The sequence below is a fragment of the Lysinibacillus sp. G4S2 genome (assembly GCF_030348505.1).
Classification (GTDB): domain Bacteria; phylum Bacillota; class Bacilli; order Bacillales_A; family Planococcaceae; genus Lysinibacillus.
Window position 1 is genome coordinate 776914 of sequence record NZ_JAUCFJ010000002.1, and the last position, 19146, is coordinate 796059.

Here is a 19146-nt window from a genome sequence, read left to right on the forward strand (position 1 = left end):
GTATGATAGTTTTGTCAGTGGAATTTTGCTAAAATGAACACGAGAACAGGAAGGGAGGAAATAAGACAGTGTATTTCAAAAAAATCAGTCTTATATTATGCGTCTTATTCATTTCAGCTTCTATGTTTACGATACATAGTGCCCAAGCAAGTGGTGGGTTTGTAGATGTTCCTAAAGATCATGAAGCTTATGAAGAGATCAATTATTTAGTTAGTTTAGGTGTTATTAAAGGATATACGGAAAACGGCAAAACGTATTATAAACCTAATAATAACGTAACGCGTGGACAAGTTGCCAAAATGGTTGTTGTTGCTTCAGGTAACAAACCACTAGTTGCCAATAAATCAAGCTTCTCTGATGTAGCAGTTGGCACAGAGCTTTCAGGCTATGTAGAACGTGCTGTACAGCTTGGTTACTTTGCAACAAATACAAAGGGACAATTCTTACCGAATAAACCTTTAACTCGTGATGAAATGAGTCATGTTTTAACAAAAGCTTTTAACCTTGATACAAGTGAATATGAAAATATCGATTCTCCTTTTGTAGATGTGGGTATTACTAATCCATACGTAAAATACGTGAATACGATTTACTATAATGGTATTACAAAGGGAAGCGGCCAAAATTATAATCCCGATAGCCAAGTGACACGTGCACAGTTTGCGTTATTTGTAGCGCGTGCCAAAAGTGAAAAGTATCGTTTAGAGCTACCTGTAAAAGGTGTAGCTGTACCTGATACGTCACAGGTTATTGGATTAGTTTCCTCAACGACTGACGGATTAAATATTCGTAAATCTAAAGATTCTTCATCTAATGCTAACGTTGTAGGTACAGTGGATAAAGGTGGTAAACTATCAGTCTATGCAGTTGAAGGAGACTGGTTAAAAGTTACCTATAAAGGTGCCTATGCTTATGTTTATAAAACGTATGCACAGTTTTTAGATGCAGATGGTAATGCATTAGGGAATGTCCAAAAACAGGTTACAACAACACAAAATATAAATCTTTATGTAAAACCAACTTCTTCCTCGAAAATTATTACAACAGTTAATAGCAAAACGAAATTACCAGTTTATAAGACGGTAAGTGGCTACTATTTAACTGTAGTGAATGGTTTACCAGGATATATTGTAGCGAATAGTACAGAGGATGTTGAAGTAGTAAAACCTCCTACTCCAACTCCAGATCCAAATCCGAATCCAAATCCAAATCCAGATCCAACTCCTCCAGTAGTTTCAGGTGATCTATTAGGTCGAGTGACAGTTGATAATTTAAATATTCGCCAAGAAGCTAACTCTACTTCTGCGGTAGTAAGTAAGCTGAAAAAGGGCGAGTATGTTCAAGTAAATAGTATTAACGGTTATTGGGCGCAAGTTACTTCTAACGGTCAAAAAGGGTATGTCCATAAATCTTACTTAAAACTATTAAATCAAAGTGGTAATCCGTTAAAAGATCGTATTATCATTCTTGATCCAGGTCATGGCGGTAAGGACCCTGGAACTGTTGTAGGTTCTAATTCCGAAAAAGCCATTACATTAAAGGTTGGCACACTTGTGAAGCAAAAGCTAGAGGCTGCAGGTGCGAAGGTAATGATGACTCGTACGGGGGATACATATCCTTCACTACAAGACCGTGTTGACTTTACAAATGCTAATTACGGTGAAATCTTTGTAAGTATCCATGTTAACTCAGCAGCGAATACGTCTGCACAGGGTACTGAAACATATTATGCTATTTCAACAGGTGATATGCAACAGGAAGACGTTGATCTTGCTACATTTGTAAACAATCAAATCGTTAATAACTTAAATATGAAAAATCGTGGTGTTAAAGAACAGCAATACTATGTAATTCGCAACATGATTATTCCATCCATCTTAGTCGAGCTAGGCTTCCTCACAAATAATGAAGACCGCGCTAAAATGACGGATGATCAATATGCTGAGTTATTTGCTGAATCCATTTACAAAGGGATTTCACAATATTACGCAAAAAAATAATAAAAGAAGCTACATTGTTCTAAAGTGAACGATGTAGCTCTTTTTTTGTTTTTGGTCACTTATAAAATTGATAGAATATTTTTTACTATAAAAGGCTCATCACCATACGTACAGGGCCTATATTTAAAAAAATGTCATCCACAACTTTTGGTGATGAACCCTATAAAACCCAAAAATACTAATAGTTACATTAATATGATGGTTTTAAGTGTTAAATTTTGTTAAAATAAATTTGAGAATAGAAAGGGAGGAAATAGAGCATTGTATTTCAAGAAAATCAGTCTTATGTTATGTATCTTATTCATATCAGCTTCAATATTTACCATACATAATGCAAGTGCAAGTGGTGGTTTTGAAGATATTTCTCCAAAGCATGAAGCTTATGAAGAGATCAATTATTTAGTTAATTTAGGTGTTATTAAAGGGTATACAGAAAAAGGAAAAACTTACTTCAAACCTAATAATAACGTGACGCGTGGGCAAGTTGCTAAAATGGTTGTTGTTGCTTCAGGTAACAAACCATTAGTTGTTAATAAATCAAGCTTCACAGATGTTGCAGTGGGTAGTGAGCTGTCAGGCTATGTAGAACGTGCTGTACAGCTTGGTTACTTTGCAACAAATACAAAGGGGCAATTCTTACCGAATAAACCTTTAACTCGTGATGAAATGAGTCATGTTTTAACAAAAGCGTTTAACCTTGATACAAGTAAGTATGAAAATATCGATTCACCTTTTGATGACGTAGATATTACAAATCCGTACGTGAAATACGTGAATACAATTTACTATAATGGTATTACAAAGGGAAGCGGTCAAAATTATAACCCAGGTAGTCAAGTGACACGTGCACAATTTGCGTTATTTGTAGCTCGTGCGAAAAGTGAAAAGTATCGTTTAGAGCTACCTGTTAAAGGTGTAGCTGTACCTGATGCGTCACAGGTCATTGGATTAGTTGCCTCAACGACTGACGGATTAAATATTCGTAAATCTAAAGATTCTTCATCTAATGCTAACATTGTAGGTACATTGAATAAAGGTGGTAAACTATCAGTCTATGCAGTTGAAGGAGACTGGTTAAAAGTTTCGTCAAAAGATACCTATGCGTATATTTCTAAAAAGTATGCACAGTTTTTAGATGCGGACGGTAATACATTAGGAAATGTTCAAAAGCAAGTTACTACAACACAAAGTATAAACCTTTACGTAAAACCAACTTCTTCTTCAAAGGTTATTTCGACTGTCAATAATAAAGTGAAATTACCAGTTTATAAGACAGTAAATGGCTACTATTTAACAGAAGTGAACGGTTTACCAGGTTATATCGTGGCAAATAGTACAGAGGATGTTAAAGTAGAACAGCCTTCTACTCCAGCCCCAAAACCAACTCCAGATCCAAACACGCCATCAGTTACAGGTGACTTACTTGGTCGAGTGACAGTTGACAATTTAAATATTCGCCAAGAAGCTAACTCTACTTCTGCGGTAGTAAGTAAGCTGAAAAAGGGCGAATATGTTCAAGTAAATAGTATTAACGGTTATTGGGCGCAAGTTACTTCTAACGGTCAAAAAGGGTATGTCCATAAATCTTATTTAAAACTATTAAATCAAAATGGTAATCCGTTAAAAGATCGAATTATCATAATTGATCCAGGTCATGGTGGTAGTGACGTAGGGACCCTTTTCGATAAAATTCTTCTCGAAAAGAATATAACATTAAAGGTTGGTACTCTAGTAAAGAATAAACTAGAGGCTGCGGGTGCAAAGGTATTGATGTCTCGTACTGGAGATACGTTCCCTACATTACAGGGGCGTGTAGATTTTACACATGCTAATTACGGTGAAATCTTCGTAAGTATTCATGTTAACTCAGCAGATAATAAAGCTGCAAAAGGCACCGAAACATTCTACGCTCAAACATCGGGTGATATGTTTGAAGAAGATATTGATCTTGGGACATTTGTAAACAATCAAATTGTTAATAACGTAAATATGGAAAATCGTAAGGTCAAAAAATTTAATTACCATGTAATTGTAAATACGAATATTCCGGCCGTTCTAGTTGAGCTAGGTTTCCTTTCAAATAGTGAAGACCGTGCTAAGTTGTCGGATGATAAATATCTTGAGTTATTTGCTGAATCTATCTACAAAGGGATTTTGGAGTATTACTCAAAGCAATAATAGTGAAGAGCTACATCGTCCAATAGTAGACGATGTAGCTCTTTTTGTTTGATTAGTAGTATTCAAAGGAATTTTATCAGCAATTCGGTACTTCTACCGGCGATATCTAGGGGCTTTGCGGCGAAGCGACACTTTTAGCGGCGCAATCCCCGAGTTTAGCGGCGAACGGAGAACTTTTAGCGGCGCAATTCCCGAGTTTAGCGGCGAAGCAGGCACATTTAGCGGCGAAGCGAGCACATTTAGCGGCGAAGCGAGCACATTTAGTGGCGCAAATCCCGAGTTTAGCGTCGAAGCGGGCACTTTTAGCGGCGCAATACCCGAGTTTACCGGCGAAGCGAGCACTTTTAGCGGCGTAATTCCGAGTTTAGCGTCGAAGCGAGCACTTTTAGCGGCGCAATGCCCGAGTTTAGCGTCGAAGCGAGCACATTTAGTGGCGCAATTCCCAGGTTTACCGGCGAACCAGCGCTTTTGCTGGATAAATTCACAAGTTTGCCGGTGAAACTCACAGATTTATCATCGATTTGCTTCACCAGCGAGAAAAACATTCCAATCAATGCTCTAAAAAATCAACCTTTACCCTTGTTATTTTGAATTTGCATGAAGTGTTCTATTTACGAATTGTGCAAAGTTTTGACGTGTTACTGTACCATTTGGTTTAAACGTATTATCGGCATAGCCTGTTGTAATGCCGAGTGCATATAAAGCTTGGACATCTTTATAATAAGCATGAGATGTAGGTACATCTGAGAAAGTATGATTCGTGTAGCCCTGTAGTTTGAAGCCGTTGACGAGTGCTCTTGCCATAGCAGCGCGCGTCATTGGCTGATGGGCATTGATTTTGCCATCTTCTAATGCAATAATGCCGTGGCGTAAGCCTGTTGCTAAAACTGCATAGCCATAATCACTTGCTTTGATATCACTTGCATTTAATGTAGCTGAGCTTGATGCTGGAATACCTAATGCTCGCAATATCATTTCTGTTGCTTGTAAGCGAGTCAATGTACCCTGTGGATTAAATTTACCATTAGATCCTTTCACGATGCCAAGTGCATATAAGTTTTTTATATCATGATAGGCACCATTCGATGATGATACATCTGGGAAGAATGGAGCGGAAGCAATTGTTGCTTTGTTGGAACCTTTTGCGCGTGTGAGCGTTTTAATTTCTGCAATCGTTGCAAATTTTTCATCAGCATTTTTGCGATCATCACGCCCCTCTATAAAGGATGTACGTATCGTATATGTTCCGGCAGCTAAATTACCAGGCATAGAGATTTGATACTTTTCAGAAAGGGTACTAATATCTTTCTTATCAGCATTATCTGTCGTGGAATCAGCAGCAAGTCCTGGAATATAACGTTCGTGCCCTTTACCAACAACTTTATCGTTTGCGTCTAGGATTTCTACTTTCAATGTACCACGTGCAGGTACATTACCATTGTTCTTAACCGTTACAGTGGAGTAGAAAACAAATTTACCAGACGGTGCTACATAACCTTGCACCCCGTCAGAGTAAAGCGTAAGGTTATAACGGCGGGGCACATTGCCATTATGATTTTCGGCTACCCAATTTAGAGCATGCTTCATAAATACTTGTGCATCTTTATCACCATTAGTTGTTGAATGGGCAGCACCATTTTCGTTATCCTGCCAATCAGCTTTAGCATCAATGTTAATATAATCATAGATTTTGAATCCAATTTGAACAACTCGGCCCTTACCGTATTCGATAGCGTGGGCAGCACCAAATTCATTTTTTTTCATTGTTTTAGCCTTGTCAGTGTAATTGTAATCTGAGAAATATAAAATAGGTGTTGCAGATCCTCCTTGCCAAGGCTTAATGATTTCTACCCAATCACGATCTGTTTTTGTTAGATTAAGCTTGCTTTTGCCAAGCTCTTTTGTTGTATTTTGAATAATTGGATGAACAGTATTTATATTGCTTATTGTTGTATTTCCTAATACAATATCGTCAATAAAACGTGAATTGAACACCTCAGTTAAATTATCCCATTCCATTACCCAAGAATCGACATCATAGATTAATGGAGAAAGATCCATTTGGCCGGATTTAGGGAATTTTGTTGATTCATTACGCGCTGTCTGGAAGGCGAAAATGGCACCACCGCCATTTCGGACGTACATTTTGACATTTTCGCGTTGCTGATGATTCATCATGACTGTATAAGCAAAGACGATTGCATCATACTCACTTAAATTTTCTAAATTGTTTAAGTCTTTCTCATAAATTTTCTCTACCTGGAAGCCTTGTTGCTGATAGAGAAGAAAAGCTTTAAGTTCCTTATTATATGTGGAACTATAGTCAACCTTTGCAGAAACAGATTGACCATTAAATTTTCCACTTGGGTGTGTTGTATTGGCGTATTTTTCACTACTTTCAGAGAAAACGACACCGATTTTCTGAGCAGCTTTAGCTTGTGTTGGTGCTAAAAAAGCTATAAGCATAATAGAGCATGCTGCAAGTAGTGAAATGAATAATTTCTTCATTGAATCCACATCCTTAGTTCTATAATTTTTCATTAAAAATTGCACTACATTACTTATATTACACCTAAATAATGGTTAAATCATTAAAAAATGGTTCTTTTGTTGGGGTTTTTTTAAAAGAATTGTCGATAAAGTGAGGCTAAAATTCTGTTGATTCGAGCTAAATCATAAAACATTAAGTTCAGTGAGTGGGGGCTGGATGACACCTTGGAGATTAGCAGCTCATCGGACGCCTTTAGGAAAGCGCCCAGCCGGAACGGAAATCAACCACACGTTATGGTGATTAGCCCATTAATTATCCAAAATGAGAAATTATTGCATAATTTTATATTAAATCGATTCATTCCTTTCTATAAGTCTACATGTATTTATGATATAATAACTTTTGTTTTGTATAAGAAATGAAAAATAAAACAACTATGATTCGCGATAGAGGAGGGCAATCACATCTACTTAGATGTATGACATTTATGAATAAACTGAAACAAACTTTAGCAAAGGTCAATAAGATTGATACGTTTTCACCGTATTTCTTTTTACCTTTTATATTAGTGCTCTATTTCTTTACAAGTCTATTCGATTTCCATCGATTTGAACTATTTAATGTACGTGTGTCAATTTGGCCAGCGGTATTTTTAGCACTTGCTTGCTATTACATCGGTGTGTACATCATTGATAAATTACAATGGACAATCCCATCATTCGGGTTATCCTTCTTAGGGAAATATGTTGTTCATTTTATTGTAATTTTAACTTTAATTGGTTTAACTTCATATTTATTAATGATTTTTGGCGGAGGATTTGGGATTTCTGATGAATCGAATCGACGTAACCTTGATCCAAAATTAAACTTCTTTGCCCAATTATTATGGTTTGGAGTTTTATTGTTATTATCATATAAAATGATTTTAGAAAAGCATATGACATGGAAGAAAGTATTAGTATACGGTTCCATTTATGCGGCTGTTATGTTCTTATTCTTATTAATGGGTTACCGTACACCATTAATTATTATGTTATTTACTGGTATTATTATTTTCCATTATGTTGTAAAGCGTGTGAAATTAACATGGTTCCTTTCTGCTTTGTTTGTGATCGGAGTAGCTTTCTCAATGTTTGGTTTCCTACGTGTCGTATCAGAGGATACAACGAAGGAATTTAATAACCGTGATCAACCAGATGTAGAATTAACTGAAACAGAAAAGGAAAAACTGTTAACAGTAGAGCAACAAGTTAATTTAACGCCAAAATGGATTCGTTCATTGAATGGTGAGAGTGTTACAGGTCATATTGTTTTAAGTAAAATTATTGAATATACGCAAGAGGAAGGCTATCTACATGGTGAACTTCATGCTGGTATCTTGAATACAATTTTACCAGGTGAACAAGTGTCACCTCGTATGAAAGTAACAGAAGTTGTAAACTCTCTAAGTGTAGATGAAGGTAAATATATTACACGCCCTAATAGAACAACAACACCAACGTTCATCGGTCAGTTATTCTTAGACGGCGGTTATTTACTTGTAGGAATCGGCTTCTTCTTATATGGTGTATTAATCTCATTAATTTATAATAAAGTGAAGCAAGGCGGTATTCGTAGCTTCCACTCAGTAGCCTATGCGTTTGTCATTACACTATTCACAGTGTCTATGCATACAGGCTTACTTGATTTAATATTTATTTTAATGCTTGGCTTTGTTGTCCTAGCCTCGGCGGTTATAAAAACGGACAATAAAAAAACTTCATATTAACAATAGTAGAGATGTCTCAATGGTCAGCTGAGGCATCTCTTTTTTTTATATGGGGCGTTCTATCCGTCAGTTCGAAGGTCCAATCTGTCGCATCAGATCTTCTATCCGTCACCATGAAGGTAGATGTCGATATTTTTCAAAAGTTGGTTGATAAATTAAAAAAGTTGGTTGATAAATTAAAATAGTTGGGTGATAAATCGATAAAGTTGGTCGATAAACAATCAAAAGTTCTCGGCAAATCTCAAAAGTGCAGCTCATTAAAGTTTTTGTCGCTGCCGTTGCGCTCCGCTCCACTTTCGCTGCAGAAAAGTGAGATTTTGCCCCAGCCTCTCTTTTTGTATATGGGGCGTTCTATCCGTAATATCAGATCTTCTATCCATCAGTTCGATGGTGCAATCCGTCACATCAGCTCATCTATCCGCCGCCTCTGTTTCTACAGGCACAACGCGTAGTTCTTCAGCAGGAGTGTCGAGCATTTACCTCCAAAACAATATTTTAGAGCCGCCTTCACAGAAAAAAGCCGCCCTAATGATAGGACGACTTCTTATTTATTTTACAGTATTGATCACTTGTACATAGTCTTTGCTAACAAAAGCTGTTCCTGTATGCAGCTTATCAGAAAGAACCTCATACCAGCCGTTTGTAGCTGAGTTTGTGATGATAACAGGCATCCCGCTACGTGCATAAGTGAATAGTGGAGTATCGCCAGTAGATGCGCCTGTACGAACATTTAAGCCGTGTGTAGTTGTTAAGCCAATTGTGTATGGATTATTAGCATCCTTGAAGCCTAACGCTTTTTCAGCACGGTAGTAATGTCCTGTAATTTTTGCACCCCAGTATGGGTCAGAAGCGTATTTTACGTTAAAGCCAAGAGCTTTTGAACCAACTACAGCGCCGTTGGCAAAGTTTCTGCCTGGTGAACCACCTGGCGTGATATAGTTTGGCTGTAAAAACTTATCAACAAGCTCATTGATATTGGCAGCAATACTATCAAACTTTTTCTTTAGTGGATTAGTATCATACTCATACAAACCAAATAAGTTATTTAAGTTTTGTGCATTTGGACTCATACCATAAGCACTTTCATGCTGTGCAAGTGATAAAATAAGCATGGCATTAATTTGCGATTTTGCTTCTACTTCTTTTAATGTTTTGCCTAAACCTATTAATTTACTTTTCTTTGTTGCATCTTTATAAAGAGCAATCCCCGTACTTTCCATCTCAGCTAACTTCTGCATAATATAAGCATCAATTTCTTCTGCAGTATAGTGTGTTGTTGCACGAGCAGGTAAAAACTGATAGTAGTTATACGCGTCACCTTTAGAAGATCCATCTCCATTTGTGAAAGTGATGCCGTTCCAGCTATAGTATTTTTCACCTGGCTTCATGAAAGAAGGTGCTTTTCCGTACACATAGCTAGAAGAATATTTATTTGTTTTGTAATCGTAGAGCGTGTGTTTAATTTCACCATTCTCATTTGTATAGTAAGAGCGACCTTTGCTCATTGCAAATGGGATTAATGTAACATCAGCCTGTTTTAAGTAACCAACTTGACCAGCTAAACGTACTTTTACTTGTGTTTCATCACTGCTAAGGTATTCCATCTCTGTATTACCTGCAACAGCAATCGAGTCATTAATTGTTTCAGATTTTAGTGCTACATAATTATTTGTCACTACATAGCCTGAAGACATTTTCACAATTTTATCATTTTGAACAATAACCTGTGTATTTTTTGTCATGGCCTTTTCAGCATCTGCAAAGGTAGCGAATCCTTGATTGCCAACTAGTGTGCCGTTTGAAATTTCCTTAATAACGTATTTAGAGGAGTTAGCATTTGGATCGTCAGTGTTCGAAGTGCCGCCGTTTGAATTGCCAGAGTTTGGATCGCCAGTGTTCGAAGTGCCGCCGTTTGTACTTCCGTTGTTAGAATCGCCAGCGTTTGAATTACCGCCGTTTGTACTACCACCGTTAGAATTGCCAGCGTTTGAATTACCACCGTTCGTATTGCCGCCGTTTGTACTACCACCGTTAGAATTGCCAGCGTTTGAATTACCACTGTTCGAAGTGCCGCCGTTTGTACTTCCGCTGTTAGAATCACCAGCATTCGAATTACCACCGTTCGAAGTGCCACCGTTCGTATTGCCGCTGTTTGAATTACCGCCGTTCGAATTACCGGTATTTGAATCATCAGCAAGTGTCATTAAGCGGTGAACAAATGTAGCAGCTTGTCCAATAGTTGCATTTTTGGTAGGCATAAAGTTACCACCAGAGCCTTGAATGATTCCTAATTGGGCACCTATAGCTACTGCTTGGCGGTAGTCTTTAATAATAGATGCATTATCCTTAAAGGTAATTGTAGGAGTACCTTTAGGGATTTTTAAATAATCAATCGCTCTTTCTAGCATAATCGCCATATGCTGTCTTGAAATAGCGGCATTAGGCTTAAATGTACCATCGCCGTAGCCAGTAATAATCCCAGCGGAAGCAGCAAGCTTAATATCTTTTGCGTACAAATGTGTTGCTGGGACATCTTTAAAGATTATGTTGCTTGATTCTTGAAGGTTCATGGCCTTTGCTAAATAAGAAGCGAATTCTCCGCGAGTCACATTAGCATTTGGACGATAACTTCCTTTTGCATCTTTTACTAATGCATTTTTTGAAATTAAATAGCGAAGACCCTGTTCATGGGAATGTCCTGAAAGTTCATCAGCAGCAGATGCCATTTGGGGTTGCCAAAAAAGCATGCCGACTACAGTCATGAGCAATACAATGATTGATAGTTTTTTCATATTTTACCCTCCTAAACTTCTACACCATTTTAACAAAGTTATAGGGTCACGATAAAGGTTAACGCTAGAAAAATCATAAAATGAGACTATATGAATAGTTTTCTTAACAATTACTATGAAACTGGAAAATAGCTTAAATGTTCCATAGCTATTTTGGCATATTTTTGCTAATGTAATAGGAGTAAAACATGTGAAGGGAGAGTTGAGGGCTCTATATTACTTAAGAGCGCAAATAAAATGAAAAAAATAGCAAAGAATTTACTAGTTTTAGTTGTATTATTGTCAATGGTTGTTAGTCCGTTAAATGCTTATGCAGCTCAAACGGTCAAGAAGGAATATCCATTATCAAAAGGTGTGCAGTATAAACAATATACATACAGCAATACCTATACAAATTCTATTAATCATCTTCAGATTGATTTAACTGAACCAAATACAGAAGTACAATTAGGTATGCCTGCAACAGTCAATGGCAAAGAATCGACAGTAGCGAATGCTAATCGTAATTCACGCGAGGGAAATCGTGTAGTTGGTGCTATTAATGCAAGCTTTTTTAATATGTCAGAAGGTTACCCATTATTTTTACTAGCTAAAGATAATGTTATTTTTAACGGTGGTGCAGTTTCAAACGGCTCCGATCAATATATGAATGTCCCTACAGCTTTTGGGATGACAGCAGATGGCCGCGGTGCGATTGACTATTTTGATTTTGATGTAACACTTTCTCATAAAGGCACAAATTATGACATGACAGGAATGAATCGTGAACGTAATATAAACGAATCGATTGTTTACACACCACAATTTTATAGTAAAACAACAAATACAAATGAATACGGTTTTGAAATTGTAGTAGATACAGGTGCTCCAATTACTGAAAATAAATTTGGTCAAACGTTAACAGGAAAAGTGACAAAAATTACACCATATGGATCAAAAGAAAAAATATCCATTCCTCCAACTGGCTTTGTCGTTTCTTTACAAGGTGGAGATTGGCACAGTAAGCTAAGTCAAATTGCACTTGGAGATGAGCTGAGTGTTAACTTCTCAATTGATAAGCAGTGGCAGGATGCAAAATTTATCATGGCAAGTGGTCCGTATTTAGTAAAAGATAATAAGCCTTACATTATGATGAGCACATCTAGCTCTCGCGCAAAAGAGGTTGCGCCACGCACAGTTGTAGCGACAAGTGATAATGGAAAAAAAGTACACTTTATTACTGTTGATGGACGTCAGAGCCATAGTAAAGGGATGAATATGGTTCAACTCGCTAACTATTTAGTGTCGCTCGGTGTTGAACGAGCAATTAACTTAGACGGTGGCGGCTCAACAACAATGGGTATTCGAAATTACGGTAATAATAATGTCGTATTAGCGAACCTACCATCCAATTCAGGAAACACACAACGTCTTGTGTCCGCAACATTACAAGCTGTTAGTACGGCACCAACAGGTAAAGGAAGATATATTGACTATAAAAATAGTACAAGCAATGCAACTCTTTTAGAAGGTGCTTCGTCTAGTATAGCAGTAAAATATGTTTTAGATGAAAATTATAATGCACTTCCACTTGATGGTCATTTATCGTTAACATCTGAGAATAATACTTTAAACGTTAACGGCTTAAGCTATACTGCAACGAAAGCCGGCAATGATCGTATTTTCATCAACCATGATGGCACTGCTGTTCAATCATTCCAAGTGAAAGTAGTAGATGCTCCGGCAGCAATGAACATTGCACCAACATCAAAAACAGTGAATTCTGGCGAAACTGTCAAATTTACTATGGATGCAAAGGATGACGGTGGTAAACCTCTAGTTTACAATCCATCACAAGTGAAATGGTCTGTAGAAGGAAATATCGGTACCATTACTAATGACGGTAAGTTTACAGCCAAAAATCCAGGTGCTACTGGTAATGTAGTTGCGACTTTAGGAACAAAAAGTGTAAAGGCTCCGGTGACTGTAGCAGCTGCTGGATTGTTTAAAGATATTCCAAATAATTATGTGTACTATAAAGAAATTGAGTATTTAACAAAAAATAATATTATTACAGGTCAAGCAGATGGCACATTTAGACCGAATGATAAACTTACACGTGCACATGCGGCAGTTATTATTAGTCGCGCACTTGGTTTAGATACATCAAACGTAAAAAATTCAGGCTTTAAGGATATTCCTGCGAATCACGTTTATTATAAACAAATCGCAGCTGTAGTTGAGGCTGGTATTATGAGTGGTAAAGGCGGTAATACCTTTGATCCAAATGGTACTTTAACGCGTGCACAAATGGCGAAGGTTGTAGCATTAGCTTATGATCTAGAAGGAACAAGTAACATTAACTTTAAAGATGTATCGAAGGATCATTGGGCATACCCATATGTTCAGCAACTAGCTGCAAATGATATAACTACTGGCTATGGTGATAACACTTTTAGACCAAATGAAGCGATTAGTCGCGCTCATTTTGGATTATTCCTTTATAGAGCAATCCATCAATAACAGTAGTCATTAAAGAAAGGCTTTGCATTTAATAGCAAACTAGTAGTTAAACCTAGTTTGCTATTTTTGTTTTTAAATCAAAGGGAGTCGTAGTAGATAGAAATCTAGTTGATTTTTTACCATATTGCAAGAACTATATTACCTTTTAAAGCTTACTTTTTTTTTACTATTTTTAAAAAGAAAGAAAATCTACAATTATGGTATAATCTCAGTATTAAAAAGTAAAAGGATGTTTTTTAATGAAAATAGGCATTGTGGGGAATTACGGCAATGATAATAATGGTGATGAATCAATATTATACGGCATTCTTCAACAAGTAAAACAAACATTTTCGGTAACTAGTGATGACATTACCGTTTTTAGTAATAACACACAACAAACATCCGAACGTTATGGGGTACACAGCTATCCGTTGTATTACAGAAAGAGTAATTTATTTAAAACGTTTATCCATACTTATAAAAACAATAAACAATATGTATCCACATTTGACCTCCTCATCATTGGTGGTGGTGGTATTTTAATGGATTTCTATAAACGTGAGGCTCACCTGTATGGAGCGTATGCAATGATGGCTAAACAAAGTAATGTTCCCTACATTATTTACGGATGTGGCGCTGGACCACTCGATACGATTTCAGGAAAAATCAGTATTCGCGCGATGTGTCGTTATGCAGCAAGTATTTCTGTACGTGACCCTCAGTCTAAAGAGCTTTTGCAAAGTATTGGGGTAAAAAAGTCAATAGAAGTTATTGGTGATCCTGCATTTACATTAAAAGGGGATCGCCAAAATTACGCCGATAAACCAATTAAAATAGGTGTCTCAGCAGTTCCATACTATAATGCAAACTATTGGCCAGAGGGAAATGTTGAAAAATATGATGCGTACATTACAGGCATGGCGAAAAATTTAGATTATGTAATTTCTGAGCATAATGTAGAAGTTACGTTTTTTGCCACTAAATTCCCGCAAGACGTTACTGTGACGAAGGATATTCAGAGAAAGATGCAGCGACGTGAACATACAGAAATTATTGAAGAGAATTTGGTGCCAGAGCGATTACTTGAGGTGACTGAGGAGCAGGATATTATTATCGGTACACGTCTACACTCGCTTATTTTGGCAACTAATTCGGAAACTCCGATAATTGCGATATCCTATCATACAAAAGTACAGGATTTTATGTCCTTTGTAGGCGCATCAGATCGTTGCTTGCAAATGCAGGATATAGAGGATGATGAGAAGGCTCTATCCACATTAGTTGGCAAACTAAGTAGCAATTGGAAGCAGTCAATTGCAGAGACGAAACAAATTGCTACCCATATTCATAAAGAGGCCATGCATGGTCAGGAATTAATGAAAAAGGCAGTGACACGTCTATGAAAAAAGTACTCGTCATTAGTAATATGTATCCAACATCTGATCATTTATCATTCGGTATTTTTGTGAAAAATCAAGTCACTGCACTTGAAAAAGCAGGACTAGACGTAGATATATCAGTAAATACAAATCCGGCGACAGGTAAGAAAAACACCATTATGAAATATACAAAATGGGGCTTATCGACATTGATGAAAGGCTTGAAAAACAGAAAGTCTATTGATGTCACACATGCACATTATGTGTTCCCATCTGGTATGCTGTCGTTGCTATTAAAGAAAATGTTTGGTATACCGTTTATCGTTACAGCACATGGCGGCGATATTGAGCGTATGGCGAAAAAGAGTACAAGGATTCGCAATTGGACAGCTAGTATTTTACGTGAAAGTGAACATGTTATCGCAGTAGGCCCTGTCTTAGCTCAACAAATTGAACAAGATTTTGGGATTGAAAAAGGTAAAATCTCTATCGTTAGCATGGGTGTGAATCGTGAGGTTTTCACAAAAGGAAGTCAAGCAGCAGTGTGCAAAGAACTGCAATTAGCTTCTGAGCCATTCAGATTTTTGTTTGTAGGAAATGTTATTAAGCAAAAAGGCGTTGAGGAGCTATTACAAGCTTTCCAAATGCTAAAAACAAAAGTATCTCGTCCTTTAGAGTTAATTCTTGTTGGTTCTAGAAGAGACCAAGCATTTTTCCAATCCTTGCAACCATTAATCAGTGAAGACGTCAAATTTATAGATCCACTAAAACAACAAGAACTAGTGAAGTGGTTCCAAGCAAGTGATGTCTTTGTATTACCATCCCATTTAGAAGGTTTTGGGTTAGTGGCATTAGAGGCTTTAGCGACAGATACACCTGTTATTGCTTCGAATGTAGGTGGACTTGTATCTTTGCTTGGAGAAGGCGCAGGGCATTTAGTGGAGCCCGAAAACGCTATGGTTTTATCTGAGGAGATGCTGCGTGCAGTGAACACGCCAAAAAATCAATATATGAATCGTGAAGCGGTCGACAAAGTATTAGCCATTCACGATGAAAAAAATATAACAGCTCGCTGTATAGCGATTTATAAGTCGGCCGTCGAAGGTAGGGATGGCTTATGAATAAGTTTATAAAATTAATTGGGGCAGTTGCGATTATTAATGTTGTGGCCCGTGTTTTCGGATTTTTACGTGAAATGATTATCGCATACCAATTTGGTACTGGCCATACTTCCGACAGTATTTCTACTGCGTATATGATTCCAAACTTTTTATATTTAGTAGTTGGAGGAGCATTTACAACAGTTTTTATTTCTATTTATAACCGAGAATCAACGGACAAAGGACTATTCGTAAAGCAGTCGTTTACAATAGTTGCTGTGACAGCGACAATAATGACATTGATTGGGATGATCTTTGCTGATCCAATTTTAGATAGCTTTAAAACCGATAAGATTGTTAGCGAAGAAGAAGTGGCTTTAACAAGAGATCTTTATTTGTGGATGATGCCATCATCTATATTTCTTGTGTTATCTTCTTGGTATAGCGGTTTACTAAATGTAAATCAAAAATTTCATTTATCAAGCTTTGCCATTTTAATTTACAATGCGGTTTTCTTACTGATCGCAGTTGTATTATCGCAAACTATCGGCCCGATTGGATATGGTATTAGCGCATTTGCGAGCGCAATACTAATGGTGTATTTCTTAGTTATCGGTTACCGTAAATTAGATTCGTTTAAGGTAGGATTGTCTTTTAAACAAAATGTATCAACAAAAGAGTTGTGGATAATGGTTGTACCTATTATGCTTGGCGGTGCAACGGTTCAACTTTATGCACTACTACAGCGCTATATAGCAGGGCTATTATCATTAGAAGGAGCAGTATCATCTGTTAACTATGCTTCTAAGTTGATGCAATTCCCACAAGCTATATTAATTACGGCAGTAACGACAGTTATTTATCCAATTTTAAGTCAAAAGGAAGCTGATAATGACCATGCTTCTATAAAAAGCTTATATTCAAAGGGATTACATTACTTGTTACTATTACTTGCTCCAGTGACAATTTTCTCTTATTTTTATTCAACTAGTTTAATTCAAGTTGTTTTCGAATACAGCAATTTTAATGCGAAGTCAACGGCTGCAACAGCGCCGGTACTTGCCGTCTTCGTACTTTCTATGTATTTCCTTGCAGCAAACGGATACATTACACGCTTTTACTATGCAAAGGGTGACTCAATGGCACCTGTAATATTTAGTTTACTAAATGTATTTGGAGTAAATATTGCAGTTATTTTCTTAATGGTAGATTCAACTGGAGTAGTTTCAATTGCATGGGGGACTTTAATAAGTTCCATTGTGAACTTTATCATGCTTGTAGTGTATGCAAGCATTAAATATGATCTGAAAATGGGTATTTTCAGCAAAGAGCTACAATTTTTCAGAGCATTACCACCATTGATCGTTATCACGATTGTTATGTACTTTTCAAGCGAGTATTTAGTATTTGATAACAAGTGGGTAACTTTCATTGTAGGTCTTGTTATTTTTAGTGCTGTGCTTGCAGGCTCCTATTTATTATTTGGAGTGAAGGAAGTTAAAGAATTTAGTGATAAACTAAAAAGAAAACTTTTAAAACAATAGCAAAAAAGTGGGTATCTTAGAAGAAATTCTTTGATACCCTTTTTGTATTTAGCTGGGTTATTCCAGGAAAGTCAGGGATGGCATTTTTAAACGTATGCCATGTTGTTTGGAGTAAGTCTAGATGACTCCTTAGATCGTCACAGATGAGGCCTGGAGCGAAGTGAAGCGGCTCATTGGATGCACTTAGTCGGAACGGAAATAACCCTGATGATGAGCCATTTATCCGCATTAACGGGCAGTAACTTTATCAGTACCAAAAGCGAAGTGTCAGGTACAAGGCTTCCACTTCAAGGTGTGAGATTAACTGCCCATAAAAGCCCGATTGGTGAAGACTAATAATCAGTGTGGCCCACTGATTAAAGTTTCACTTTATTTTTAAGTAAGGAAATAAAATTCGGATTAGTTAGACAATATAAGTACTTGTTGCAAAAAAAATGTCATATTCATAATATTTTATAGTAAAAAAATAGGGGCTGTATTATAATAATTTTATTCAGATAGCGTGGTATTTTTTAACTTATTTCAGCATTCATTTCCCCTTCTATAGGTGGTAATAAGTTAAAGCCTCTGGTGGATGAAAAAATGGATTATTTCGGCATCACTTAGGATCATCACCAAAAATTGTGAATGAGCCCAGGTGGAACGGAAATCAACCACACGTTATGGTGATGAGCCGGACATATAGATAATTTGGAATTAATTAGTATTAATAATACTTGAAGGAACTACAATCTAAGATAAGGTGGAAAGTATGACAAGAGGTAGGAAGATTAATTCAAATGGTGAACGAAGTAAACAATTATTGCTTGAAAAAGCAGTAGAGCTATTTTCTGAAAAAGGTTATCATAATACAAAAATTAGTGACATTGTAAAAGCTGCCAATGTAACACAGCCAACGTTTTATTTATATTTTGAAAGTAAGGACTCTCTTTATAACGATCTGAATAGACGATTTCAGCGTGGATTTGATGAGGTCATGAGTAAACAAGCAGAAGAAGTTGTAAAGGGATTAGAAGGCTTTGTGACAATGCTGAAGCAAAAAATACAAATGTTGTTCGTCTACATAATTGAAAACCCGAAATTAACGAAAATTGGATTATTTGAATCTGAACAGTCATTTTTAGTTAAATCTCAGCTTACACAGCAGTTAATTTACCTTATACACCTCCATGATTGTGATGATGTATTACAATCGTATCGTGTCGAAATTAACGTAGTTGTAGATAGTTTTGTAGGATCCTTGGAGCGTTTAATATTAACAAATTTACTTGAACAAAAAAGACTTCCTTGCGAGCTAGCAAGAGACTTAGTTCATTTATATTTTTTAAGAGAAAATAAAGTGAATCTTTAATCAATGAGGTTTTCTCTTCACTAATCGGGCAAAAAAATTCCCCTCACCACTAAAATGGT

General features: G+C 36.7%; 11 protein-coding genes. 9 read left to right on the plus strand and 2 right to left on the minus strand.

Annotation, left to right across the window (positions count from 1 at the left end; genetic code table 11):
• The first annotated feature begins 68 nt into the window (after positions 1–68).
• Positions 69–2000 carry an N-acetylmuramoyl-L-alanine amidase gene (locus tag QUF91_RS04070; protein WP_289416930.1) on the plus strand — a complete coding sequence of 644 codons (1932 nt, stop codon included), beginning with the start codon at positions 69–71 and terminating at the stop codon, positions 1998–2000.
• Positions 2001–2261: 261 nt separating this feature from the next.
• Entirely contained in the window at positions 2262–4178 is a 1917-nt protein-coding gene (locus QUF91_RS04075; protein ID WP_289416931.1) for an N-acetylmuramoyl-L-alanine amidase, read from the plus strand.
• Between the two features lie 582 nt (positions 4179–4760).
• Here the strand turns inward: QUF91_RS04075 and QUF91_RS04080 are convergent.
• Positions 4761–6686 carry an S-layer homology domain-containing protein gene (locus tag QUF91_RS04080; RefSeq protein WP_289416932.1) on the minus strand — a complete coding sequence of 642 codons (1926 nt, stop codon included), beginning with the start codon at positions 6684–6686 and terminating at the stop codon, positions 4761–4763.
• A 470-nt stretch (positions 6687–7156) separates the two neighbouring features.
• On the opposite strand from QUF91_RS04080, the gene QUF91_RS04085 reads away from it, so the two are divergent.
• The gene (locus QUF91_RS04085) at positions 7157–8437 is read left to right on the plus strand and encodes an oligosaccharide repeat unit polymerase (RefSeq protein ID WP_285396576.1); all 1281 of its coding nucleotides are present in this window, start codon (positions 7157–7159) and stop codon (positions 8435–8437) included.
• Positions 8438–8448: 11 nt separating this feature from the next.
• Positions 8449–8622: a hypothetical protein gene (locus tag QUF91_RS04090; RefSeq protein WP_289416933.1), complete on the plus strand. Its 174-nt coding sequence runs from the start codon at positions 8449–8451 to the stop codon at positions 8620–8622.
• Between the two features lie 363 nt (positions 8623–8985).
• On the opposite strand, the gene QUF91_RS04095 is transcribed toward QUF91_RS04090, so the two are convergent.
• Complete coding sequence (locus QUF91_RS04095; RefSeq protein WP_289416934.1) at positions 8986–11229, minus strand: S-layer homology domain-containing protein; 2244 nt, start codon at positions 11227–11229, stop codon at positions 8986–8988.
• A gap of 237 nt (positions 11230–11466) precedes the next feature.
• Between QUF91_RS04095 and QUF91_RS04100 the strand changes: the two genes are divergently transcribed.
• The 5 genes from QUF91_RS04100 to QUF91_RS04120 all read left to right on the plus strand — a co-directional run bounded on the left by QUF91_RS04100 (position 11467) and on the right by QUF91_RS04120 (position 19087).
• A complete protein-coding gene (locus QUF91_RS04100) occupies positions 11467–13731 on the plus strand; it encodes an S-layer homology domain-containing protein (RefSeq protein WP_289416935.1) in 2265 nt (754 codons plus the stop codon).
• 239 nt (positions 13732–13970) lie between these two features.
• Complete coding sequence (locus tag QUF91_RS04105) at positions 13971–15116, plus strand: polysaccharide pyruvyl transferase family protein (protein ID WP_289416936.1); 1146 nt, start codon at positions 13971–13973, stop codon at positions 15114–15116.
• Positions 15113–16213, plus strand: a complete 1101-nt coding sequence (locus QUF91_RS04110) for a glycosyltransferase (protein WP_289416937.1) — start codon at positions 15113–15115, stop codon at positions 16211–16213. Before QUF91_RS04105 ends, QUF91_RS04110 begins: the two co-directional genes overlap by 4 nt.
• Positions 16210–17736: a murein biosynthesis integral membrane protein MurJ gene (gene murJ, locus QUF91_RS04115; protein ID WP_289416938.1), complete on the plus strand. Its 1527-nt coding sequence runs from the start codon at positions 16210–16212 to the stop codon at positions 17734–17736. Before QUF91_RS04110 ends, murJ begins: the two co-directional genes overlap by 4 nt.
• A gap of 751 nt (positions 17737–18487) precedes the next feature.
• Complete coding sequence (locus tag QUF91_RS04120) at positions 18488–19087, plus strand: TetR/AcrR family transcriptional regulator (RefSeq protein ID WP_289416939.1); 600 nt, start codon at positions 18488–18490, stop codon at positions 19085–19087.
• Positions 19088–19146 lie beyond the last annotated feature (59 nt).

Coding starts and splice junctions, on each gene's coding strand:
- QUF91_RS04080 (WP_289416932.1), bottom strand. CDS start 6,686: ATGAAGAAATTATTCATTTCACTACTTGCAGCATGCTCTATTATGCTT.
- QUF91_RS04085 (WP_285396576.1), top strand. CDS start 7,157: ATGAATAAACTGAAACAAACTTTAGCAAAGGTCAATAAGATTGATACG.
- QUF91_RS04090 (WP_289416933.1), top strand. CDS start 8,449: ATGTCTCAATGGTCAGCTGAGGCATCTCTTTTTTTTATATGGGGCGTT.
- QUF91_RS04095 (WP_289416934.1), bottom strand. CDS start 11,229: ATGAAAAAACTATCAATCATTGTATTGCTCATGACTGTAGTCGGCATG.
- QUF91_RS04100 (WP_289416935.1), top strand. CDS start 11,467: ATGAAAAAAATAGCAAAGAATTTACTAGTTTTAGTTGTATTATTGTCA.
- QUF91_RS04105 (WP_289416936.1), top strand. CDS start 13,971: ATGAAAATAGGCATTGTGGGGAATTACGGCAATGATAATAATGGTGAT.
- QUF91_RS04110 (WP_289416937.1), top strand. CDS start 15,113: ATGAAAAAAGTACTCGTCATTAGTAATATGTATCCAACATCTGATCAT.
- murJ (WP_289416938.1), top strand. CDS start 16,210: ATGAATAAGTTTATAAAATTAATTGGGGCAGTTGCGATTATTAATGTT.
- QUF91_RS04120 (WP_289416939.1), top strand. CDS start 18,488: ATGACAAGAGGTAGGAAGATTAATTCAAATGGTGAACGAAGTAAACAA.